We start from the raw sequence: 22,891 nt of genomic DNA, 5'->3' as shown, positions 1-22,891 counted from the left end.
GCGAGGTACCGGGACGGCCCCAAGGGGCGGCGACCCGGCGCCTGTCCGCATGCTGGACAGGCGCGGTAGTCTTCTTCGCCTTTCGGAGCACGTACCCGATCTCTTCCGTGAAGCGAGCGATACACATGACCGAACTGAGCCGGATACTCGTCGACGAGTGCCTGCACGGGGAGGGCGCGCTCGGCGAGGCCGTCGCCCGGGCCGATTTCCCCCCGGCCTTCGAGAAGGCCTGGCGGTCGCACCTGCTGCACCGTCCCTGGTTCGTGGACGCCGCCGAGACGGAGGCCTTCGCGCGGGACCTGGGAGGCCTCTTCGACCTCCTGGTGTCGCTGCCGCGGCGGATCTTCGACGGCGACATGGAGCGGTACGGGGCGGCCATCGGAATCGACCCCCGGCTGGTGTCGCTGCTCAGCCGGGGCGGATCCGGGATTCCCGACCGGCTGGGCCGCGCCGACGCGTACCACGACGGCACCTCGTACAAGCTCCTGGAGTTCAACCTCGGCAGCGAGGTGGGGGGCCTTGAGCTCGCCGTGTTCAACCAAGGGCTGCTCGCTGTACCGGAGTTCGGGGAGTTCGCACGGAAGCACGGGCTCGATCACGTCGACATCGGGGCCCGGATGGCGGCCGTGCTGCGCGAGCGGGCGAAGCCGGCGCTCTCGGGCGGCGCGGAGCCGGTCGTCGGGCTCATCGAGGGGCGCGGCGGGGTCGCCGCGTACGGTCGGATGATGGTCGCCACGCAGGAGGCGATGGCCGTGCACGGTCTGGACGTGCGGGTCGGCGAGGTCGGGGACGTACGCACCCGGGCCGACGGCAAGCTGACGCTGGACGGGACCCCGCTCGACCTGGTCGTGCGGAACTTCGCGGCCAGTCAGCTTCTGGAGGATCCGGCGGGTCCCGAGGTGGCGGAGCCGTTCTTCCGCGCCCACGAGGCGGGCAGGACCGTGCTGTTCACCACCCTGGAGAGCGGCTTCTACGGAAACAAGAGCGCGTTGTCGCTGCTCACCGACCCGCGGTGGAGCGGGGCTTTCGACGCCGACGAGCGGGCCCTGGTCGAGCGGCTGCTGCCGTGGAGCCGCACGGTGAGCGCCGCCGGCCCGGCCGGGGTCGCGGAGATCGTGGACCTCTGCCGGGAGCGGCGGGAGGAGCTCATCCTCAAGCCCGGGGCCGGGTACGGCGGTCTGGACACGTTCGTCGGCTGGGAGAGCACGGAGGCCGATTGGCAGGCGGCGCTGTCCGTCGCGGTCGAGCACGGCGGGTACGTGGCCCAGGAGCGGGTCGTCCCGCGTGCCGAGCCCGTCTACGACCCGGCGACGGGGGCGGTCGACGACTGGATCGCGGTCCTGGGGGTCTTCCTCACCGACGACAGGTACGCCGGGACGCACGCGCGGGCGAACCGGGCCGACGGGGGCGCGATCGTCGGCCTGAGCAGCAATCCGGGCACCCGGATGGTGGGCGTGTTCTCGCACCCTTAGGTGTCGTCGCGTCCGCCGCTTGGGTGTCAGCGCGGCCGTCGTTCGGTCGTCAGCGCGTCCGCCCTTCAAGCGTCAGCGCGTCCCGTCCCTCAGGCGTCAGCGCGTCCGCCCTTCAAGCGTCAGCGCGTCCCGTCCCTCAGGCGTCAGCGCGTCCCGTCCTTCTTCCAGGGGCCGACGCCGAGCCGCCCCGTCGTGCCGAGGTCGAGTTCGGGCGTCACCATGACCGGGGCGGCGCCGGGCTTGGCCCACACGCGGGCGTAGGGGGCGTTCACGGGATCGCCGGCCTCGGTGGTGTTGCGCCAGACCAGGCCGGCGTGGGCGCGCTCGCCGGGCGCGAGCACGAGCGGCCGCGCCGGGCCCTCGGCTCCGGTGCCGCCGGCGATGCCCTCGCCGCCCTGGACGAGTCGCACTCCACGGACGGGTCCGCGGTCCTCGTCGGCGAGCGCGACGCGGGGGAAGCCGTTCAGCGCGTAGGGCGCGGTCCCGCAGTTCTCCAGGTGGAGGCCGACGACCCGCAGCCCCATGGCGGCGTCGCCGTCGTCGGCGTACACGCGCACGCCCGAGGGCGGGCAGGGGCCCGCCTCGGAGGGGGCCTCGGCGGTCGGGACGCTCCTGACCTTCAGGATCCGGACGCTTCCGGCGCCGCCGGCCGCGTCCGGGGGCACGTCGGTGGCGGTGACGGTGCGTCGGACGGTCCTGCCAGGGGCGACGGCCGGGACCGTCTCCTCGGTGGTCGCCAGCGCCTTGCCGGTCTCCGACAGGAACGCGAAGACGATCGTGAACGTGAAGGGCTCGGTCTCCTCGCCGGTGACCGTGTACTCCGCACAGGGCTGGAGTCCACCGGGCCTGGGGCTCGCCGTGCTCGTCCCTGTGCCCGCGCCCGCCCCGGTCCCCGTGACGGTGACCCCGTCCACGGTCGCGCCGTCACCGGGCCTGGCCGCGCACCCCGCCGCCGTGGCGGACGGCGCCGCCGGGCCGGCCGCCGGCTGCTCCGTGCCGCAGGCCGTGAGCAGCAGCAGGCCGGCGACGGCGGCGGGGAGAGTGGCTCTACGCATGCGGGGCGGCCTCCTGGGGGCGCAGTGCCGCCACCGCGCTGAGCATCAGCTCCAGGGCGAAGGGGTAGCCGCTGTCCCGCATGTCGGCTGCGAGGAGCGGGTAGGTCGCGGCGATGTTCGGATGGGTGTCCGGCGACAGTCTGCCGTACACCGACTGCCAGACCGCTTCGTCCCCCTCCCGGGCGGCGGGCGGCAGGGCAGCCGCGGCGGCGTCCTGGGCGGCGAAGGCGAGGGCCTGGTCGACGAAGGCGTGGTAGATCCGCACCGCGAGGGGGTCCGGGAAGCCTCCCGTACGGAGGATGCCGAGGATCCGCTCGACGGCCTGGGTCTCGTGGTGCCGGCCGGTCGTGCGGTACGCGCCGAGGACCGCGGCCTGCGGATGGGAGAGGTAGCAGGCGTGGACCCGCAGGCCCATGGTCCAGAGGTCCGTCCGCCAGTCCCCCGTGGCCGTCCAGCCCTCCTGCGCGCGGCCGATGAGCTCGTCCGCGATCGCGAGGAGGAGGGCGTCGGTGTTGCGGAAGTAGCGGTAGAGCGCACTGGGGTCGGAGCCGAGCGCGGCGCCCAGCCTCCGTACCGACAGGGCTTCGGCGCCGTGCTGGGCGACCAGGCGGAGCGCCGTGTCGACGATCAGCTGCTCCGAGAGCACGGCGCCCTGCTTGGTGGGGCGGCGGCGTTGTCGGCTGCCTTCGGGGACCACGCGTTCGGACATGGCCGGGACCTTACGTCAACACCATTGACGTGTAAACAGCCTTGCCGCTTCCATAGCGCCAACCACCCCGCCGCCTCACGTTCTGGAGCATGCGCATGGCCAAGGCCGATCTGGTCTTCACCCGCGGTCCCGTCTTCACGGTGGACCCCGCCCGCACCCGGGCCACCTCGCTCGCCGTCGTCGGCGACCGGATCGCCGCCGTCGGCCACGACGAGGTGCGCGAGCTCATCGGCCCGGACACCGAGGTCGTCGACCTGACGGGGAAGCTGCTGCTCCCGGGCTTCCAGGACGCGCACGTCCACGCGGTGTTCGCCGGGGCCGAGCTGGCCCAGTGCGACCTGTCGGGGACCGTCGACGTCGACGAGTACCTGCGGCTGGTCCGGGAGTACGCGGACGCCAACCCTGACCGTGAGTGGATCTCCGGCGGCGGCTGGTCGATGGAGAGCTTCGAGGGCGGCCTGCCGACCCGGCAGCTGCTCGACTCGGTCGTCCCTGACCGGCCGGTCCTGCTGTCGAACCGTGACCACCACGGCGCCTGGGCGAACACCCGGGCGCTGGAGCTGGCGGGGCTCACCGCCGACACCCCCGACCCCGCCGACGGCCGCATCGAGCGGGAGGCGGACGGCACCCCGAGCGGCATGCTCCAGGAGGGCGCCGCCGGCCTCGTCGGCCACCTGGAGCCGCCGATGTCGGACGCGGACCGCCTCGCCGGGCTCTACCGCGCCCAGTCGCTGCTGCACTCCCTCGGTGTCACCGGCTGGCAGGACGCGATGCTCGGCGAGTTCCACGGGCAGCCCGACCCGTCCGACGCCTATCTGACGGCCGCGCTCGACGGCACACTCACCGCCCGGGTGACCGGGGCCCTGTGGTGGGACCGCGAGCGTGGCGCCGAGCAGATCCCCGAGCTGGTCGCGCGGCGCGCGAAGCTGAACGCCAGCCGGTTCCGCGCGACCTCCGTCAAGATCATGCAGGACGGTGTCGCGGAGAACTTCACCGCCGCCATGACGACCCCGTACCTGGACGGCTGCGGCTGCGCCACCGCCAACTCCGGGCTGAGCTTCGTCGACCCGGACGCGCTGCGCGGGTACGTGACCGAGCTCGACGCCCTCGACTTCCAGGTCCACTTCCACGCCCTGGGCGACCGGGCCGTCCGGGAGGCGCTCGACGCGATCGAGGCGGCCATGGGGGTCAACGGTCGCCGCGGCAACCGTCACCACCTCGCGCACCTCCAGGTCGTCCACCCCAGCGACCTGGCCCGGTTCGCCGCGCTCGGCGCCATCGCCAACATCCAGCCCCTGTGGGCGGCCCACGAGCCGCAGATGGACGAGCTGACCATCCCGTTCCTCGGCACGGAGCGCTCCGCCTGGCAGTACCCCTTCGGCGATCTCGTCCGCGCGGGGGCCACGCTCGCCGCCGGCAGCGACTGGCCCGTCAGCAGCCCCGACCCGATCGCGGGCATCCACGTGGCCGTGAACCGCCGGGACCCCGAGTCCGCCGACGCGCCGGTCTTCTACCCCGAGCAGCGGCTCGACCTCCCGACGGCGCTGGCCGCCTACACCGCCGGCACCGCGCACGTGAACGGTCTCGACGACGCGGGCAGCCTGCGCCCCGGGAACCTCGCCGACCTCGTGGTCCTGGACCGCGACATCCTCACGGGCCCGCCCGAGGAGATCGGGCAGGCCCGCGTGGAGCGGACCTACGTCGGCGGCAAGCTCGTCCACGCGAGCTGACGGCGCCGGGCAAGGTCGGGTCTAGTCGTGCTTCCGCACCGAGGACGCGCGGACGTCGAGGCGGGTCGGGACGAGTGTCCCGGCCGGCTCCCGGCGGTCGTGCTCCAGGACCGTCACCAGATGGTCGATGCCCGCCTCCGCGATCGCCTCGGGCCGCAGGCTCAGGGTGGTCACGGGCGGCTCGGTGTGCTCGGCCGTGACGTCCTCGCTCACACAGACGAGGAGCAGATCGCCGGGTACGTCGTAACCGTGGCGACGCGCCGCCTCCAGGACGAGGGGCGGGCTCGCCTCGGCGACGACGAGAAGGGCGTCGGGCCGGTCTCCGCCGCCGGATCGGCCGCCACCGTAGGGCCGGTTTCCGCCGACGGGCCGTACCCCGCCGTCGGATCGGTCTCCGCCGGCCGGCCGGACTCCGTCATCGGGCCGGTCCTCGCCGTCGGGCCGGTCGTCCTCCTCGGCCGCCGGGACTCCCGTCAGGGCGGTCTCGACGGCGCGGACCACCGGTCCGTTCCCGTGTTCCGCGACCCGGACGACCCGCTCCGGCAGGCCGTGCTCCGCGCACCACTCCCGGTGGGCGGCGAAGACCTCGGCGTGGAAGCGGGTGGTGCTGTCGGGTACGACGAGGACCGGCCTCCGGGCGCCCTGCTCCAGGAAGTGGTCCAAGGCCGTGCGGACGGCGGCGCTCGCGTCGACGTCCACCCAGTAGGCCCCGGGCCGCCCCTCCACGGAGCGGTCGCTGAAGACGGGGATCCCGGCGGCGATCATGTCGTCGACGATCCGGTCGTCGGCACCGGGGTCGGTCACGACCACCGCGTCGAGCGGCAGACCGGCCCACTCGCTCTGCAACGAACCGGTGGGCAGCAGGACCATGGCGTAGCCGCTTCGCAGCGCGGTCGCCGCCGTGGCCCCGGTCAGCCGGGCGAAGTACGGCGAGTCCAGGAACACCGAGGGCGCGTCGGCCATTTCGCCCACCACGTACCCGATCAACTTGGCTCGCCCCGCGCGTAGTTGGCGCGCGGCGGCGTTGGGTCGGTAGCCCATTCTGCGCGCGGTCTCACGGGCCTTCTCCCGCACTTCGGGAGAGAGCCTCCCGGTGTCGTTGAGAGCCGCCGAGACGGTCGTCTTGGACAGGCCCGCCTCGCGGGCGACGTCGACGAGACGGACGCGCGGGGTGGGTGCTGCGCGCTGCCCGCCGTGCCGTGATCCAGAGGTCATGGAGCGATGTTGCCACCCCCCTGACCTTTGCAAAACCGTTCCCGCAGGACCTTGTGCGGGAACGTTCCCGCACTAATACTCGCTCCATCCCCCCAGCGCCCGTCACTACACCCGTAAAGGGGTGGGTCTGCATGCGCATGTCGAGAACCATCGCGCTCCTCACCTGTACCGCCGCCCTCGCCGCCACGACCGCCGCCTGTTCCGGCGCCACGAAGCCCCAGGCCGCCCCCGGCGGCGGGGCCGGCTACGAGGTCACCCCGACCTCGCCGCCCGCGAAGGGCACCCTGGACTCGTTCACCTGGTCCCTGTACGCCGAGCCGTACACGCTCGACTACGCCCTCGCGTACGACTACCCGCCGAACACCGTGCTCGCGAACGTCTGCGAGCAGCTCTTCCGGGTCACGCCCGACATGAAGATCGAGCCCGGTCTCGCCGTCTCGTACAAGCAGCCCGACCCGCGCACGCTGGTCTACACCCTGCGCTCCGGGGTGAAGTTCCACGACGGCACGACGATGACCGCCGACGACGTCGTCGCCTCCCTCAAGCGCCAGATGAACCCGGAGACCGGCTCTCCCTGGGGCTCGGCCTTCAAGAACGTCGACACCATCGAGAAGACCGGCCCGCTGGAGGTCACCCTCCGCCTCGGCAAGGCCGACGTCCTCCTGCACGAGCTGATGGCCGCCTCCCCCGGCACCATCGAGAGCGCCGCCTACCTGGCCAAGGCCGGCAAGGACTACGGCACCCCCAAGGGCGGCGTGAACTGCACCGGTCCCTTCGCCCTCGACAAGTGGGACGCCGGCTCGGGCATCACGCTCAAGAAGCACGCCGCGTACTGGGACACGAAGCTCTCCCCCAAGTCCGAGTCCGTCAAGTTCACCTTCATCGAGGACCCGGCGGCCCGTACGAGCGCCTTCCTCTCCGGCACCGCCGACGGCGGGTACCTGGTGCCCTCGTCCTCGCTGGAGCAGCTGCGCTCCAGCGGCAAGGGCTCGGTCCTCTTCGGCCCGAACACCGCCGCCGCGGACCTCGCCGTCCTCGACTTCCGCGGCCCCCTGGGCAACCTCAAGGTCCGCCAGGCCCTCTCCATGGCGCTCGACCGGAAGAACATCATCAAGGCCGCCGCTGGTGGCGTCGGTGTCCCCGCCAAGGCTCCCGCCGCGCGCGGTGCCTGGGCCCTCCTCCCGGACAAGACCGCCTCGCTCTACGACACGCTGCCCGAGCCCGCGTACGACATCGCCGCCGCGAAGAAGCTCGTCCAGGAGGCCGGGGCCACCGGCCGCACCATCACTCTGGTCACCAGCACCCTCGCGCCCGAGATCAGCGTCGTCGCCAACGCCGTCCAGGCCGCCGGCCGACAGATCGGCCTCGACGTCAAGCTGAAGTCGGTCGCCCCCGAGGCGTACAGCAGCATCTTCGTCGACCCGAACGCGCGCACCGGCCTCGACCTGGTCATCACCAACGGGTACGACAACACGCCCGACCCGCTGGAGTTCTACCAGTACCTCCGCACCGGGGACTTCGGAAACTACGGCAACTGGTCGGACGCCGAGTACGACGTCGCCTTCGACCGCGCCAACTCGGAGCCCGACCCGGCCAAGCGCGCGGAGAAGACCGCCGAGCTCCAGAAGATCGCGATCCGCGAACTGCCGATCATCCCCGTGTACGAGGCGCCCTACTCGGTCTTCCTCGGCAAGCGCATCACCGGTGCCCCCACCGGCATCGCCCAGCTGTACTACCCGTGGGCCGCGACGATCGGGGCCGCACAGTAATGACCCGATACCTCGTCGGCCGGCTCCTCGGGCTGGTGGCGGTGCTGTTCGTGACCTCGCTCGTGGTCTTCGGCTCCCTCCACCTGGCCCCCGGCGACCCGGTGACCTTCCTGCTCCACGGCCGCCCCGCGACGCCCGAGGCCGTGGCGGCCCTGCGCTCCGAGTACCACCTGGACGACCCGCTGGCCGTCCAGTACGCGAAGTGGCTCGGCGGCGTCCTCCAGGGCGACTTCGGCACCTCCGCCCAGTTCCACCAGGACGTGACCGACCTCATCGGCTCCCGTCTTTCCGGCACGGCCCTGCTCGTCGCGTACGCGGCGCTGCTCGTCGCCCTCATCGGCGTGGGCTCCGGCATCCTCGCCGCGCTGCGCCCCGGCCCGCTGGACCGTACGGTGCTCATCGGCACCGGTGTCGCCACGGCGACCCCGTCCTTCGTCACCGCCATCGCGCTCGTCTCGGTCTTCTCGGTGCAGCTGGGCTGGTTCCCCGGCCCCGGCGGCACCCCGGTGGGCTTCTCCCAGCAGCTGTACCACCTGACCCTGCCGGCCTTCGCCCTGGCGATGACCTTCGCGGGACTGCTCGCCCGGGTCACCCGCTCGGCGATGCTCGACGAGCTCGGCCGCGAGCACGTCGAGGTGGCGCGTGCCCGCGGCGTCGCCGGGCGGACCGTGGTCCGCCGGCACGTCCTGCGCAACGCCCTGGGTCCGGTCGTCACCGTCGGCGGCACGATGCTCGCCGGTCTGCTCATCAGCACCGCGATCGTCGAGACCGCCTTCGACGTGCCCGGGCTCGGCTCCCTGCTCGTGTCGTCGGTGACGGCCCAGGACTTCTCGGTCGTGCAGGCGATCACCCTGCTCAGCGTGGCCGCCTTCGTCCTCGTGAACCTCGCCGTCGACCTGCTCGCGCCCCTCATCGACCCCCGGCTGTCGCTCCACGGGGAAGGCTCCTCATGACCACCACCATCACCCCGGCGCCGTACCGCAGGCCCGGCATCCGCCGGCTGCGCGTCCTCGGCCAGGGGCCCCTCTTCACCGTCTCGGTCGCGGTGCTCGTCGCCCTCGTCCTGGTCGCCCTCCTCGCCCCCGTAATCGCCCCGTACGACCCCGAGGCCCTCGACCTCTCGTCGAGCCTCGTCGGGACCAGCGCCGACCACCTCCTCGGCACCGACCAGTCCGGGCGCGACATCCTGTCGCGACTGCTCCACGGCGCCCGCACCGGACTCCTCGGACCGCTGCTCGTCGTCGCCGTCTCCACTCTGCTCGGCACCCTGATCGGTGTCGTCGCGGCCTGGCGGGGCGGCTGGGCGGACACGCTCCTGTCCCGGTCGATGGACATGGTCTTCGCGATCCCCGGCCTGCTCCTGGCCATCCTGCTCGTGACCGTCGTCGGCTCCGGGATGACCGCGCCGGTGATCGCCATGGCCGTCGCGTACACCCCGTACGTGGGCCGGCTTGTGCGCGGCATCGCGCGCCAGGAGAAGGCCCGCCCGTACATCGAGGCCTACCGCGTGCAGGGCTGGTCCGGGTGGACCGTCTGTCTGCGCCACCTGCTGCCGAACATCGCCCCGACGGTCTTCGCCCAGTCCGCGATGAACTTCGGGTACGCGCTGATGGACCTCGCGGCGCTCTCCTACCTGGGCTTCGGTGTGCAGCCGCCGACCGCCGACTGGGGCGCCATGATCAACGAAGGCCAGTCGGCCGTGCAGCAGGGGGCGATGCTGCCCGCCCTCGCGCCCTCCGCGTGCATCGTGCTCGCCGTGGTGGCGTTCGGCATCGTCGGCGAGGGGCTCGCCGACCGGATCGCGAAGCGTGAGCGGTGAACGGCATGAACGAACAGCGGCATCAGGCGGGAGCACGGGCCAAGGCCCCGATCCTGGAGATCGAAGGCCTCGACGTCCGGCTGCCCGAGGGCCGCGCCGGGCGGCCGATCCTCGACGGCGTCAGCCTGCGGGTCGGCGCCGGGGAGAGCGTGGGCCTGGTCGGCGAGTCCGGCTCCGGCAAGTCGGTGGCCTGCCGCAGCGTCCTCGGGCTGCTGCCCGGGGGCGCGCGCACCACCGGCGCGGTCCGGGTCGCCGGCCGGGACGTCCTCACCATGAACCGCGCGGAGCTGGCCGGGCTGCGCGCCCGGCAGGTCTCCATGGTCTACCAGGACCCGCGGGCCTCCGTGAACCCGCTCCGCCGCGTCGGCGACTTCCTCACCGAGGGGCTGCGCGCGGCCGGCACCCCGCCCGCCGCGGCGACCGCGCGGGCCCTGGAGCTCCTCGAAGCGGTCGGGATCCGCGACCCGAAGGGCGCCCTGCGCCGTCGGCCGCACGAGTTCTCCGGGGGCATGCTCCAGCGCGTCGTCATCGCCGCGGCGCTCGCCTCCGAGCCGGCGCTGCTCGTCGCCGACGAGCCGACCACCGCCCTGGACGTCACCACCCAGGCGGAGATCATCCGCATCCTGACCCGGCTGCGGGCCGAGCGCGGCACGGGCATGCTCTTCGTCACCCACGACCTCGAACTGGCCGCCGCCGTCTGCGACCGGGTGTACGTGATGTACGCGGGCCGGATCGTGGAGACACGCGGCACCGACGAGCTGTTCGACCGGCCGCGCCACCCGTACACGGCGGGCCTGCTCGGCTGCACGCCGAGCATCGCCCCGGGCGCCCTCGCGCCCCGGCCCATCCCGGGACGTCCCGTCTCCCTGGCCGAGACGCCGCCGGGTTGCGCCTTCGCCGCGCGCTGCGCCCACGCCGTGCCGCGCTGCTCCCAGGAGAAGCCGGTCCTCGCCCGGCACGGCGACGGACTCGCCGCCTGCCACCGCGCCGACGAAGGGATCACGCTGTGACCGTCTCAGCAACGAAGGCACCGGTCGTCGAGGGGCTGGTCGTCGAGGGCCTGCGCAAGACGTACGGGGACCACACGGCCGTCGACGGCGTGTCCTTCTCCCTGGCCCCCGGGTCCTCGCTCGCGATCGTCGGCGAGTCCGGCAGCGGCAAGACCACCACGGTCCGGATGCTCGTCGGTCTGGAGCGCCCGGACGGCGGCACCGTCCGCCTGGACGGCCGGGACCGTTCCGCCCGGCCACGGGGCCGGGCGGAACGGCTCGCCAGGGCCCGGGAGATCCAGATGGTCTTCCAGGACCCGTACCTCTCGCTGGACCCCCGGATCACGGTCTCCGGCTGCCTCGACGAGGTGCTCCGCCTCCACACCGGTCTCGACGGGACCGCCCGCGCGGCCCGGGTCTCCGAGCTCCTCGACCAGGTCGGGCTCGGCACCCGCGAGGCCTCGGCGCTCCCCCGCGGGCTGTCCGGCGGCCAGCGGCAGCGCGTGGCGATCGCCCGCGCCCTCGCCGTACGGCCACGGGTCCTCGTCCTCGACGAGGCCGTCGCCGCGCTCGACGTGTCGATCCAGGCGCAGATCCTCGAACTCCTCGCCACGATCCGCCGCGGCTCGGGCATCGGCTACCTGTTCGTCACCCACGACCTGGCCGTCGTCCGGCACATCGCGGACGAGGTGATGGTCCTCAAGTCCGGTCAGGTCGTGGAGGCCGGTGCGACCTCACGCGTACTGGAGTCCCCTGAACACCCGTACACCCGGCTCCTCCTGGACTCGGTGCCCCGCCGCGGCGGGTTCTCCGCGGGCGGGTGACGCGCGGGAAGGTGCGGCACGGGAAGGTGCGGCACGGGAAGGCGTAGCACGGGCGGGTGACGCGTCTGCGGGTCCTGCCACCCTCCGTCGCTCCCCCGCCCCGGTGTCACGCGCGGAGGTGCCCGAGGACGGAGCGCATCGCCCGTTCCACGGCGGCGCGGGAGGCGTCGGTGGGGTCGACCAGTTCGAAACTGTGGTGGCCCCGCGGCACGTCGACGAGTTCGACCTCCACCCCGTTCTTCGCGGCGGCGTCCAGGAAGTGCTGGACCGTCGTCGCGAAGGCGGGGTGTTCGCGACCGGCCCGGGTGAGGACGACCGGCGGCCCGCCCGGCTCCGGGCGGAGCACGTCGACCGGGCTGAAGCGGGCCTCCACCGCGCCCCAGCCGGGCAGCGGCGCGAGGGCGGGGTAGTTCGCCGCCACGCACCGCAGCCACGGCGGGGGCGCGGCGAGCCAGTCCGCCGCGAGCAGTCCGCCGGTGGAGAAGAACCAGAGGGCGACGCGGTCCCCGTCCACGCGCGGGTCCGCGCGGACGAGAGCGACGGCCTCGGCGAGGTCCTCGGCGGCCCGCGGGTAGTCGGCGAGGCCGTGCAGCCGGTGGTCCAGGGTCACGCCGACGACGCCGAGGCTCGCCGCGTAGCGGCCGTATCCGAGGAAGAACGGTGTGTCGCGCGGGGTGGGCCGCTGGTCGGGAGCGATCGGCCCGCCGTGGACGAAGACCACGGCGGGCCGCGGGCGCTCTCCGTCCTCGCCGGTCGCCGGCAGGTGGAGGTCGATCCGTCCCCGCCGCTCGCGCGGCGCCTCGGGGACGTCCAGGAGGAACGGCAGGAGGTGCGTCGGCGGCCCCGGTTCGTGGGCGCGCTCGGGGGCGGTCACCCGGTGGCCCTCTCCGGCCGCCGCGCGGAGCAGCGTCTCCGCGAGCTCACGGGGTGCGGAGAGCATCGGCCAGTGCCCGGTGGCCAGTTCGAGGAAGCGCGTCCCGGTGTCGGCGAGTGCCCGGAACTGCGGCGGGCCCGATTCCACCAGCATCCGCACCAGGTCGACGCTCGATCCGTTGGCCGTGCAGAGGACGCCGGTGACCGGCAGGGCGGAGGCCGCGCCGGTCAGACGCAGGGGCTGGGTGAGCGTGCCCGGCGGCTGCGGGGCGGCGAGCCGCTCCAGACGGTCCAGCGCTTCGGAGGGGACACCCTCGGTGCTGCCCCAGCGCGGCCAGGTGTCGCGCGTCGGCGGCGGTACGGGCCCGCCGTCCCCGGCCGTCCCGGTCGGTGCCGCAAGGCGCGCCCGGACCTCCGGGTCGGGTACGGAGCGGACGGCGGCCTCCCAGTTCATCGGGAGCGGGGTGTCGAGCGCGACGATCCGGGCGACGCGCTCGGGACGCCGGTCGGCGGTGCCGAAGACGGGATGAAGGCCGTAGCCGTGGCCCACGAGGACGACCTCGGCAGCGCCGAGCCCGTCGACCAGCCGCACCAGGTCCTGGACGTGCGTCTCCAGACCCGTACCGGGCCCGGCCTCGCCGCGACGGTCGCCCATGCCGGTGAGCGTCACCGAGTGCGCCTCGGCGCCCGCCTCCCGGAGCCGTTCGGCCGTCTCCTCCCACACCCAGCCCCCGGTGAAGGGGCCCGGCACCAGCACGAACGTCGTCATGATCGTCTCCTCGCGACTTCTGGGCGATGCGTCGCGGTCACGTTAGGAACTCCCCCTGGGGGAGATTCAAGGAGCGCTCGCCCCTGCGCTCCGGGCATGTGCGAGGGTGTACGCATCCCCCGAGGAAGGTGCGACGCGTGGTGTCCGACGGCCTGTGGACCATCGGCGAGCTCGCCGAGCGGGCGGGTGCCACCGTGAAGACCGTGCGTTTCTACTCCGACCGGGGCCTGTTGCCCGAGGCGGGGCGCAGTTCCGGCGGGCATCGGCGGTACGGGCCCGAGGCCCTTGACCGGCTGCGGCTGATCCGTTCGCTGCGCGCGCTCGACCTGCCGGTGCCGGAGGTCGAGCGGGCCCTCGACCGGGACGAGGCCCTGGAGGAGGTCGTCTCCGGGCAGTTGCGCGAGGTGGACTCCCAACTGGCCGCGCTGCGCTGGCGCGAGGCGTCCCTGCGGCTGGTCCGGGACTGCGTGCCCGGGGAACGCGCCGAGCGCCTGCGGCTGCTCGGCGCCGTGACCCTCCCGCCCGGCACCGGTGCCCTGGCGCGGTTCTGGCGGCGGACGCTGCCGGTCCGCCTGCCGGCCCGGACCCTGTCGACGGTCCTCGACTCCGTCGTGCCGCAGCCCCCGAGGGAGCCGAGCCCCGCGCAGGTACTGGCCTTCGCCAGGCTGCACGAGCTGGTCACGGATCCGCGCCTCGACCGGCCGGAACTCCGGCCGGCGCCACCGCTGCCGGACGGGGAGTACAAGCCGGAGGTGCTGTACGAGGGGCTGGCCGAGGCGTACGCGCTGGCCGCCTCCGCGACGACCGTACCCGGCGAGGCTGCGCGGGGATACGGCGAGGCGCCGCACGGGTACGGCGAGGCGCCCGCGTACGGCGATGTCCTCGGGGACGGGGATTTCCTCGGGTACGGCAAGGCCCTCGGATACGGGGATGTTCGCAGGTACGGCGAGGCGCTCGACTGCTTCGTCTCCGCCTACGCCCACGCGAGCGGCGTCCCCGACACCCCCGCCTTCCGGCGCCGTCTCCTCGGTCCGCTCGCCCGGCACGACGGTCCCGTGATCCGCCGCTACTGGAAGCTCGCCACCGGCCTCTTCGGCCCGGGCGAGCCGGTCCTCGGCGCCCTCCACCATCACCTCTCCGTCGCCCTGTACGCCGAGGTCGAGGCCAGGGCCGCCTGACGGGCCCCCGCCAGGACCGAGTCGCGGTGGGGGCTCTACCACGAGCGTCTCGACCATCCGGAGCGGGACGACCAGGGCTGGCTGCACCACCTCGACCTGCGCAAATCCCCTTCCGGTGCTATGGAGTTCACGGCGCGTCCGGTCGAGCCGTACGTGATGCCGGTGGCGGAGTTCACGCCCCGGCCGGTCCCGAGCGGCCGCTCGGCGAGGTCGCGCTCGTGCCGGTGGCGACAGCCGGTCCACGGGACGGTGTCCCGACGTCCCGCCGGGCCGCGACGGCGGCTGCGCATGCCTCGGCCGAGGCGCCGGGTCCGGCCTATGTCGCCGCCGCCCCGCGCCGCACCTCATCCTGCTGCGCCTCCTCGCGCTCGTCGAGGAGTCCCCCGATCTGGCGGCGCTCCGGCCCTACCTCGACGACGCCGACCCCGCGGTCCGGGCGGCCGCCGTCACCGCGCTCGGGGAGACCGCCCCGGCCGGGGCGGGACCGGCGCTCGCGGCGCATCTGGGGGACGCGGCGCCGCAGGTGCGGGCCGCCGCCTCGGCCGCCCTGCGGGAGCTGGTGGAGGTGCTGCCCGCCGAGCCGCTGCTCGCGGCGGGTCTGCGCGAGGCGCTCGGCGTGCCCGACCCGGCCGTGCGCGGCGCGGCGCTCGACGTCCTGCGGGCCCGGCGGCTCGGCGACGCCGACGCTGTACGCGGCCTCGCTCGGCGACCCCGACGCCGAGGTCCGTATCCAGGCCGTCCGGGCCCTGGTCTCGATCGACGCGGTCGAGGAACTCGCGGGGCCGCCGCCGATCCGGCCCGCGAGGTGCGGGTCGCGGTGGCCCGCGGTCTCGCCGCTGTGCGGGCTCCCGCCCCGGAACCGCTGCTCGACGACCACGACCCGCTGGTCAAGGGGCCGCGCTGGCCGCGCTCGCGGGTACGGGCTGCCCGCCGGAGTACGCGGCGGCCGCGGCGGCGGCGCTCGCCGACACCGCCTGGCAGGTCCGAGCCGGTGCGGCGACCGCCCTGCGGGCCGCGCCGCCCGCGCCGGCCGTTACCGCGCTCGCGGGGGCGCTCGCCGACCAGAACGCCGACGTCCGCAAGGCCGCCGTCCTCTCCGTGCTCCCGCACGGGGCCGTGCCGGCGGCCCGTGCCGCCCTCGCCGCGGCGGCTGACGCCCGCGACGCCGACGTCCGTGCCTACGCCGCCCGTGTGGCGCGCGCCGCTCCCTGATCCGTCGCGGTGTGGAGGTGCTGGGCGCGGAGCCGGGCCGGCGGGTCGACGGGGAGGGTGCCGGTGAGGGGGAAGCCGCAGCCGAGGGCCGTACGGCAGGAACCTTCGTTGCCGACGGCGTGCACGAGTTCCAGGGGCCGTCCAGCGAACGGACCGCCCTCGCCCACCGCCCATCGGGAGACGAGGGTCAGGGCCCGGGACGCGATCCGGCGTCCGCGGGCCTCGGCGGCGGTCCAGTAGCCGACCCGTACGGGTGCCCCGTCGGTGTCGGTGGTCGAGAGCGCGATGTGGCCGACGGGTACGGAAGAGCCGGCCCGCCCGTCCGATCCGTTCGGTCCGTCCGGCCTGTTCTCGACTACGGCGAACGCGGCCCGGGTCCCCGCCTCCCAGCCCCGGCGCTGGGCGTCCACCCAGGCCTCGGCCTGGCCCACAGTGTCCAGATGGGTGACGAGCCAGGTGCGGAGCAGCACGTCGGCGTGGTGGCGTACGAGCGCGTCGGCGTCCTCGTGCGTCCACGGGCGCAGCAGCAGGGCGGCGGCGCCGTGGGCGGGGGTTTCCACGAGGGTGACCTGCGGGACGGCCTGCGATGTGCTCATGATCGGACGATATCCGGCGGGTCGGCGCACTCGGGTGCGTGGTGATCGGCGGCACATGGGTGAACGCGCGCATGCGAGGCCGTCAGGCGGGGAAGGGGCGCGGGGCGGTGTCGGGCGACCCGCGTTGAACGGTGGACCGAGGAGATGGTGTGGGTGACGGTGAGCGCGGAGGCAGTGGGCGCGCCTTGCTGGCTGAATCTGGCCGCGCGGGACCTCGACGCGGCGGAGCGTTTCTACGGGGCGGTGCTGGGGTGGACGTTCCGCCGGGGCGCTCTCGGTGACGAGTACGCGGTCGGCGAGCGGGACGGGGTGCCGGTGGCCGGGATCGCGGCGGTGGCCTCCGCGATGGCGGTGCCGGTGGCGTGGACGGCGTTCTTCGCCGTGGACGACGCGGACGCGGCGGTGGCGCGGATCCGGGAGCGTGGCGGCACGGTCGGTGTGGGGCCGGTCGCCTTTCCGCCCCGGGGGCGTGCGGCGCTGGCGACGGACCAGGAGGGCGCCGCGTTCGCCGTGTGGGAGGGGCGGCTGATCTCGCGCTGGCGCGTCGGCGAGCGGACGGCGCCGGCATGGCTGGAACTGCATACGCGGGACGCGTTCGACGCGGCGGTGTTCTACGGCGGGGTGCTCGGCTGGGCGGACGGGAACCCGGCGGGCGTCGAGGTCTCGTACGAGCAGGACCAGGTGGTGCTGCGGTGGCACGGCGAGGCCGTCGCGCGGCTGAACAGCGGGCCCGTCGAGTCCGCCTCGGCGCGGCCGCAGCTGCGTCCGCGCTGGCTCGTACGGTTCCGGGTGCCCGATCTGGAGGCGGCGACGGCCGCCGTCGTGAAGCACGGCGGGTCGGTGGTGCCGGGCGGCGAGTGGGGCGGCGTCCGCTCTCCTGAGGGCGCCGACGAGCATCGCGTGGTGGTGCGGGACCCGGACGGCGCGCTGTTCACCCTGGACGCGCCGACGGAGGAGGACAGGCCGTAGGAGCCCCGGCGGTCACGGCTGAGTGACCGTCGGGGCCGGCGTAAGGCCGGGTGGTGCGGGCTACCGCAGGGCGGCGCGCGAGGTGGTTCCCTCTTCGGTGGCGGGCCCGGACTCGCCGCCGGCCGTCCCGTCAGCCGCGGCGGCCGGGGGCTTGGCCGGGATGAGCGCGGCGACGACCGCGGCCACGAGGCCGACTCCGGCGCCGATCGTCATGGCGGCGCGGAAGCCGTCCTCGGAAGGCAGGACGTGTCCGCCGAGCGTGGTGGTCATCTGGGCGAGGGCGACACCGATGACGGCGGCGGAGGCGGAGGTGCCGATGGAGCGCATCAGGGTGTTGAAGCTGTTGGCCGAGGCGGTCTCCTCCTGCGGCACGGCGCCCATGATGAGCGCCGGCATCGCTCCGTAGGCGAGCCCCACTCCGGTGTTGCAGATGAGCGTCACGACGAGCAGGCCCCAGGTGGAGCCCATCAGCGCGAGCGAGGAGGCGTATCCGGCGGAGATGACCAGGGCGCCGAGGGCGAGGGTGACCTTGGGCCCGCGGGCGGCGGAGAGCTTGGCGCCGAGCGGGGCCAGGACCATCATCATCAGGCCGGCCGGGGCCATCCAGAGTCCCATCGCCCTCATCGACTGGCCGAGTCCGTAGCCGGTGGCCTCGGGCAGCTGGAGCAGCTGCGGGACGACCAGCGACTGCGCGTACATGGCGAAGCCGACGAGGACCGAGGCCGCGTTGGTCAGGAGGACGACGGGGCGGGCGGTGACCCGCAGGTCGACGAGCGGGTCGCGGGTGCGCAGCTCCCACGCGCCCCAGGCGAACAGGACGATCGCCGAGCCGGCGAAGAGGCCGAGGGTGGTGCCGCTGCCCCAGCCCCAGGTCGCGCCCTTGGAGACGGCGAGCAGCAGGGCGACGAGTCCGGCGCCGAGGCCGAGGGCGCCGGGCACGTCGAAGCGGCCGGGGGCGGGGTTGCGCGGTCCGGCGGGCACGACGCGCCAGATGAGCAGGCCGACGAGGACGCTGAAGGCGGCGGCGACCCAGAACAGCACGCGCCAGCTGGCGTTCTCGGCGACGGCGGCGGCTCCTGCTGAGCCGCATCCGCGTGCACGGGCCGATGTCCATCGGGCAGCTCAGCGAGGCCTTCGGCCTCGACGCCTCCACGCTCAACCGGCAGACCGCCGCCATGCTCCGCGCCGGGGTCGTCGAGCGCATCCCCGACCCCGACGGCGGCATCGCCCGCAAGTTCCGCATCACGGAGGAGGGCGAGCGGCGCCTCGACGCCGACCGGACCGCGAACATCGAGGGCCTTGAGCGGGTCATGGAGCACTGGTCGCCCGAGGACGTGGCCCGTTTCGCCGGCTTCCTCGAACGCTTCAACCGCGACATCGAGCGCCTGGAGGGCCGCCCCTGGCCCCGCCCCTGACGGGGAATCCGCTCCTCACACCCACCCCTGCGGGGCCCGTGGCCGATCCGGCCGCGGGCCCCGCTTCCGTCGGATCCCTTTACGGGCGGGCCGCGCGGCGGTAACTTCCAGCCCACGCAAGATGTTTCTGAAAGTTTCCGACTGCGTTTCCAAAGAGGTTCGCCGCCCGTCCGGGCCCGAGCTCCGACCGGTGACGCGGCGGCCCTGCCTGGAGATTCAGATGACTCGCACCCGCAGACGGCTGCCGGCCCGCCCGGTCGCCGCACTGGCGGCCGCCGCCGGCGTCCTCGGCCTGGTGGTCGCCGCGCCCCCCGGCGGGACCTCCCCCCGCACCGCGCCGGTCGCGGCCGCCGCCGAGAACACGGCCACGGTCTTCTACTGGACGAAGACCCGGAACTGGACCGCGTACAACCTGCATTACGCGCCCGACGGCGGTTCCTGGACGACCGTCCCCGGCGTCGCCATGGAGGCCGCCTGCACGGACTGGGTGAAGAAGACCGTCACCCTCGGCACGGCCACCGGCCTGCAGGCCACCTTCAACAACGGCACCGGTACGTGGGACAACAACGGCGGCAAGAACTACGCCCTCGGCACCGGCGCCGTCACCGTCAAGGACGGCGTCGTCGCCCACTCCGACCCCTGCGCGGGAACGGAGCCGACCCCGACACCGACGCCCACCCCGTCGGCCGGCGCCAAGGCCACGGTCTACTACTCGACCGAGGCGCTCGGCTGGTCCACCGTCAACCTCCACTACCAGCCCGTCGGCGGTGCCTGGACGACCGCCCCGGGCGTCGGCATGACGGCTGCGTGCACGGGCTGGTGGAAGCGCGAGGTCGACCTCGGGACGGCCACCGCCCTCAAGGCCGCGTTCAACAACGGCAACGGCACCTGGGACAACAACCGGGGCTCCGACTACACCATCGGTACGGGCGTCAGCACCGTACGGAACAACGTGGTGACGGCCGGCGCGACGGATCCGTGCGCCGCCGCCGTACCCGACACCCAGGCCCCGACGGCTCCCGCGCGCGTCACTGCCGCGGCGGACGGCATCTCCGTCCTCCTCACCTGGGACCCCGCCACCGACGACCGCGGGGTGACGAAGTACCAGGTCACCCGGGTCGGCGGCAGTGCCGGCACGGTCGTGACCGACGTCGGCTCGACCGTCTTCTCCGACACGGGCCTCGCCGAACGGACCACGTACAGCTACACGGTGAAGGCCGTGGACGCCGCAGGGAACGTCTCCGCCGCCTCCGCCGCCGCGACCGCCACCACCGGCGACAGGCCGCAGACCCCCGCCACCGGGAAGCCGCTCGGCACGGACCCGCGCAAGGACCCGATCTACTTCGTCCTCACCGCCCGGTTCCACGACGGCGACCCGTCGAACAACCGCGGGGGCAGCCAGCACACCAAGTCCGGCAACGCGGCCAACGACGACCCCATGTTCCGGGGCGACTTCAAGGGCCTCATCCAGAAGCTGGACTACGTCAAGGGCCTCGGCTTCTCGGCGATATGGGTCACGCCGGTGGTCCTCAACCGCTCGGACTACGACTACCACGGCTACCACGGCTACGACTTCTACAAGGTCGACCCGCGCCTGGAGTCCGCCGGAGCCTCCTACCAGGACCTGATCGACGCCGCCCACGCCAAGGGCATGAAGATCTACCAGGACGTCGTCTACAACCACTCCTCCCGCTGGGGTGCGAAGGGCCTGTTCACACCCACCGTGTACGGCGTCCGGGACAGCCAGTGGAGCTGGTACTACGACGAGAAGCAGCCCGGCTTCGAGTACGACGGCCTGACGGTCGACGCCAAGTCCGGGAAGTCGTACTACAACGGCGACCTGTGGTCGACGGCCGAGCCGACCGGAAACACCTGCCTGAACTGGGGCAAGCCCACGGGCGGGAAGAGCGCCGAGGGCTACACCGTCTACAACTGCCAGTGGCCGAGCCCCACGTCCGGCATGTTCCCGAAGGACCTCTTCCACCAGTGCTGGATCGGCAACTGGGAGGGTGAGGACTCGCGTTCCTGCTGGCTCCACGAGGACCTCGCCGACTTCAACACCGAATCCCCCGCCGTCCAGAACTACTTGATCGGCGCCTACAACAAGTACATCGACATGGGCGTCGACGGATTCCGCGTCGACACCGCCGTGCACATCCCCCGCACCACCTGGAACCGCCGCTTCCTGCCCGCGATCCAGGACCGGGTGACGCAGCGTCACGGCGCCGAGGCCGCGAAGAACTTCTTCGTCTTCGGCGAGGTCGCGGCCTTCGTCAACGACAAGTGGAACCGCGGCTCGGTGAACCACTCGGCGCAGTTCTACACCTGGAAGGAGCGCAAGGAGTACGACGCCGACGACGCCAAGGCCGCCCTGGAGATGTACGACTACGAGCAGCAGCAGGGCACGGGCAACCAGCCCACCTCGACCAACGCCTTCCTGAACGGGAACGCCTACCACGCCCCCGACAACAGCCGCTTCTCCGGCATGAACGTCATCGACATGCGCATGCACATGAACTTCGGCGACGCGTACAACGCCTTCTCCAACGGCAAGGACTCGGACGACAGTTACCACGACGCCACCTACAACGTCGTCTACGTCGACAGCCACGACTACGGCCCCAACAAGTCGAGCGAGCGCTACACCGGCGGCACCGACGCCTGGGCCGAGAACATGTCCCTGATGTGGACCTTCCGCGGCATCCCGACGCTGTACTACGGCTCCGAGATCGAGTTCCAGAAGGGCAAGAAGATCGACTGCGGGCCGTCCTGCCCGCTCGCCACCACCGGCCGCGCGTACTTCGGCGACCATGTCGCCGGCTCCGTCACGGCCTCCGACTTCTCCCAGGTCTCCTCGGCCTCCGGCGCCGTCGCCACCACCCTCCAGCAGCCCCTGGTGCGGCACGTGCAGCGGCTCAACCAGATCCGCCGGGCGATCCCCGCACTGCAGACGGGGCAGTACTCCACCGAGGGCATCTCGGGCGGCATGGCGTTCAAGCGCCGCTACACCAGCGGGAGTACGGACAGCTTCGCCCTGGTCACCGTCTCGGGCGGCGCCACGTACACCGGCATCCCGAACGGCACGTACACCGACGCCGTCACCGGCGACGTGAAGACCGTCAGCGGCGGAACGCTCTCGGTCTCCGCACCCGGCAAGGGCAATCTGCGGGTCTACGTCCTGAACGGCCCCGGCAGGATCGGCACGCCGGGCCCGTACCTGAAGTAGCGGACACCGTGCGGGGCGGGGGTCACCCGCACCCGCCCCGTACGGCGACACCCGCCCCGCACGGTCACTCCCGCCTCACGCCTCGCGCAGGGGCGTGCGGTGCAGGGTGACGAGAAGGAGCCAGACCCGCCCGGACATCCCGGCGGGGGTGCCCTCGACGAGTCCGTGCAGCCAGTCGGCCAGGACTCCCGCGAAGGTCGCCGCCACGGCCGAGGCGATCAGTTCCGGCTCGGGGGCACCGACCAGGGAACGCTCGGCGAGGCTGCGGGCCCGCAGGTCGTGATGGAGCACACGGCCGAGCGGCCCGCCGCCGCCCGGGCTCAACAGGGCCCGGTAGAGCGGGGCGTGCGGGGTGAGGTCTTCGAAGAAGGCGATCAGCGCGGGCGGCGGGACCGCCGGGTCGGGGACCCCGCGCCAGGCGTGCAGGGCGTCCACCGCGTCCCGGACGACATCGGCGCAGGCGTCGACGGCGAGCGCCTCCAGGTCGGCGTAGTGGACGTAGAAGGTGGCACGGCCGACCCCGGCCCTGCGGACCAGCGCGGCGGTGGTGACCTCCGCCAGGGGACGCTCCGCGCACTCGTCGAGGAGCGCCCGGCGCAGCTTGGCCCTGGTGCGCGCGGCCCGGGGATCCCCCGGCTCCCGCCCCCGCGACGCCGGGCCCCCCGGCATCGCGCCGTCGCCCGGTATCGCGGTCACCGGCTCAGCAGTACGGCGCCGAGGGCCAGCGCACCGGGCAGCGCCTGGGCGACGAGGATGCGGCGGTTCGCGGTGGCACCGCCGTACAGACCCGCGACGACCACGCAGACCAGGAAGAAGACCGTGACCCTGAACCCGGTCGGATCGTCGGCGATCAGACCCCAGACGAGGCCGGCGGACAGGAAGCCGTTGTAGAGGCCCTGGTTGGCGGCGAGGGAGGCGGTGGCACGGGCCATGTCCGCGTCGAAGCCGGACAGTGCGCGGCCCGGCTTCCGCTCCCACAGGAACATCTCGAGAACCAGGATGTACGCGTGCAGGGCGGCCACCAGGCCCACCAGCACGTTCGCCGTCGTCTCCATCACTCTCTCCTCACCA

The 22,891-nt window shown here is 73.5% G+C and carries 18 protein-coding genes and 4 pseudogenes; 13 read left to right on the top strand and 9 right to left on the bottom strand.

All coding sequences use genetic code 11. The annotated features are described in order from the left end of the window. Positions 1-125 precede the first annotated feature (125 nt). Complete coding sequence (locus ACWFR1_RS31315) at positions 126-1,472, top strand: hypothetical protein (RefSeq protein ID WP_453557158.1); 1,347 nt, start codon at positions 126-128, stop codon at positions 1,470-1,472. 143 nt (positions 1,473-1,615) lie between these two features. On the opposite strand, the gene ACWFR1_RS31310 is transcribed toward ACWFR1_RS31315, so the two are convergent. Both ACWFR1_RS31310 and ACWFR1_RS31305 read right to left on the bottom strand, forming a co-directional pair. Then, complete coding sequence (locus ACWFR1_RS31310) at positions 1,616-2,527, bottom strand: DUF4232 domain-containing protein (RefSeq protein WP_453557156.1); 912 nt, start codon at positions 2,525-2,527, stop codon at positions 1,616-1,618. Next, positions 2,520-3,236, bottom strand: a complete 717-nt coding sequence (locus ACWFR1_RS31305) for a TetR/AcrR family transcriptional regulator (protein ID WP_453557154.1) — start codon at positions 3,234-3,236, stop codon at positions 2,520-2,522. Before ACWFR1_RS31305 ends, ACWFR1_RS31310 begins: the two co-directional genes overlap by 8 nt. A gap of 95 nt (positions 3,237-3,331) precedes the next feature. Between ACWFR1_RS31305 and ACWFR1_RS31300 the strand changes: the two genes are divergently transcribed. Continuing rightward, positions 3,332-4,966 (top strand): amidohydrolase, encoded by a 1,635-nt coding sequence (locus ACWFR1_RS31300; RefSeq protein WP_453557170.1) that lies wholly within the window; start codon positions 3,332-3,334, stop codon positions 4,964-4,966. Positions 4,967-4,987: 21 nt separating this feature from the next. Here the strand turns inward: ACWFR1_RS31300 and ACWFR1_RS31295 are convergent, their stop codons facing one another. Further along, positions 4,988-6,181: a LacI family DNA-binding transcriptional regulator gene (locus ACWFR1_RS31295; protein WP_453557152.1), complete on the bottom strand. Its 1,194-nt coding sequence runs from the start codon at positions 6,179-6,181 to the stop codon at positions 4,988-4,990. Between the two features lie 131 nt (positions 6,182-6,312). On the opposite strand from ACWFR1_RS31295, the gene ACWFR1_RS31290 reads away from it, so the two are divergent. The 5 genes from ACWFR1_RS31290 to ACWFR1_RS31270 are packed head-to-tail and all read left to right on the top strand — an operon-like array spanning position 6,313 to position 11,582. Beyond that, the gene (locus tag ACWFR1_RS31290; protein ID WP_453557150.1) at positions 6,313-7,950 is read left to right on the top strand and encodes an ABC transporter substrate-binding protein; all 1,638 of its coding nucleotides are present in this window, start codon (positions 6,313-6,315) and stop codon (positions 7,948-7,950) included. Then, complete coding sequence (locus ACWFR1_RS31285; protein WP_453557148.1) at positions 7,950-8,903, top strand: ABC transporter permease; 954 nt, start codon at positions 7,950-7,952, stop codon at positions 8,901-8,903. Before ACWFR1_RS31290 ends, ACWFR1_RS31285 begins: the two co-directional genes overlap by 1 nt. Next, complete coding sequence (locus tag ACWFR1_RS31280; protein ID WP_453557146.1) at positions 8,900-9,769, top strand: ABC transporter permease; 870 nt, start codon at positions 8,900-8,902, stop codon at positions 9,767-9,769. Before ACWFR1_RS31285 ends, ACWFR1_RS31280 begins: the two co-directional genes overlap by 4 nt. A 5-nt stretch (positions 9,770-9,774) precedes the next feature. Beyond that, the gene (locus tag ACWFR1_RS31275) at positions 9,775-10,779 is read left to right on the top strand and encodes an ABC transporter ATP-binding protein (protein ID WP_453557144.1); all 1,005 of its coding nucleotides are present in this window, start codon (positions 9,775-9,777) and stop codon (positions 10,777-10,779) included. Further along, positions 10,776-11,582, top strand: a complete 807-nt coding sequence (locus tag ACWFR1_RS31270) for an ABC transporter ATP-binding protein (RefSeq protein WP_453557142.1) — start codon at positions 10,776-10,778, stop codon at positions 11,580-11,582. The genes ACWFR1_RS31275 and ACWFR1_RS31270 overlap by 4 nt, the downstream gene beginning before the upstream one ends. Positions 11,583-11,688: 106 nt before the next feature. Here ACWFR1_RS31270 and ACWFR1_RS31265 read toward each other — a convergent pair whose 3' ends face one another. Further along, positions 11,689-13,224 carry an alpha/beta fold hydrolase gene (locus ACWFR1_RS31265; protein WP_453557140.1) on the bottom strand — a complete coding sequence of 512 codons (1,536 nt, stop codon included), beginning with the start codon at positions 13,222-13,224 and terminating at the stop codon, positions 11,689-11,691. A gap of 137 nt (positions 13,225-13,361) precedes the next feature. Between ACWFR1_RS31265 and ACWFR1_RS31260 the strand changes: the two genes are divergently transcribed. The 3 genes and pseudogenes from ACWFR1_RS31260 to ACWFR1_RS31250 all read left to right on the top strand — a co-directional run. Further along, entirely contained in the window at positions 13,362-14,402 is a 1,041-nt protein-coding gene (locus ACWFR1_RS31260; protein WP_453557138.1) for a helix-turn-helix domain-containing protein, read from the top strand. Positions 14,403-14,417: 15 nt separating this feature from the next. After that, positions 14,418-14,549 (top strand): annotated as a pseudogene (locus tag ACWFR1_RS31255) (hypothetical protein); the annotation flags it as partial. Between the two features lie 199 nt (positions 14,550-14,748). After that, positions 14,749-14,895, top strand: a pseudogene (locus ACWFR1_RS31250) (hypothetical protein); the annotation flags it as partial. A gap of 394 nt (positions 14,896-15,289) precedes the next feature. Here the strand turns inward: ACWFR1_RS31250 and ACWFR1_RS31245 are convergent. Together ACWFR1_RS31245 and ACWFR1_RS31240 are read right to left on the bottom strand one after the other, a co-directional pair. Further along, positions 15,290-15,484, bottom strand: coding sequence for a hypothetical protein (locus ACWFR1_RS31245; protein ID WP_453557136.1), 195 nt, complete (start codon positions 15,482-15,484; stop codon positions 15,290-15,292). A gap of 96 nt (positions 15,485-15,580) precedes the next feature. Beyond that, positions 15,581-16,210, bottom strand: a complete 630-nt coding sequence (locus tag ACWFR1_RS31240; protein ID WP_453557134.1) for a GNAT family N-acetyltransferase — start codon at positions 16,208-16,210, stop codon at positions 15,581-15,583. 144 nt (positions 16,211-16,354) lie between these two features. Between ACWFR1_RS31240 and ACWFR1_RS31235 the strand changes: the two genes are divergently transcribed. Continuing rightward, on the top strand, positions 16,355-17,179 hold the full coding sequence (locus ACWFR1_RS31235) for a VOC family protein (protein WP_453557132.1): 825 nt from the start codon (positions 16,355-16,357) through the stop codon (positions 17,177-17,179). Positions 17,180-17,239: 60 nt separating this feature from the next. Here the strand turns inward: ACWFR1_RS31235 and ACWFR1_RS31230 are convergent. Next, a pseudogene (locus ACWFR1_RS31230) lies at positions 17,240-18,253 on the bottom strand (MFS transporter); the annotation flags it as partial. Between ACWFR1_RS31230 and ACWFR1_RS31225 the strand changes: the two are divergent. Further along, positions 18,250-18,594, top strand: a pseudogene (locus ACWFR1_RS31225) (MarR family winged helix-turn-helix transcriptional regulator); the annotation flags it as partial. The pseudogenes ACWFR1_RS31230 and ACWFR1_RS31225 overlap by 4 nt on opposite strands. Positions 18,595-18,814: 220 nt before the next feature. After that, complete coding sequence (locus ACWFR1_RS31220) at positions 18,815-21,820, top strand: carbohydrate binding domain-containing protein (RefSeq protein WP_453557131.1); 3,006 nt, start codon at positions 18,815-18,817, stop codon at positions 21,818-21,820. A gap of 75 nt (positions 21,821-21,895) precedes the next feature. Here ACWFR1_RS31220 and ACWFR1_RS31215 read toward each other — a convergent pair whose 3' ends face one another. After that, positions 21,896-22,489 (bottom strand): TetR/AcrR family transcriptional regulator, encoded by a 594-nt coding sequence (locus tag ACWFR1_RS31215; RefSeq protein WP_453557168.1) that lies wholly within the window; start codon positions 22,487-22,489, stop codon positions 21,896-21,898. A 23-nt stretch (positions 22,490-22,512) separates the two neighbouring features. After that, positions 22,513-22,875 (bottom strand): DUF1304 domain-containing protein, encoded by a 363-nt coding sequence (locus tag ACWFR1_RS31210; RefSeq protein ID WP_453557129.1) that lies wholly within the window; start codon positions 22,873-22,875, stop codon positions 22,513-22,515. Positions 22,876-22,891: the final 16 nt, after the last annotated feature.

Source organism: Streptomyces sp. NPDC055103 (assembly GCF_053607625.1).
This window is presented reverse-complemented; position numbering and strand designations above follow the sequence as displayed.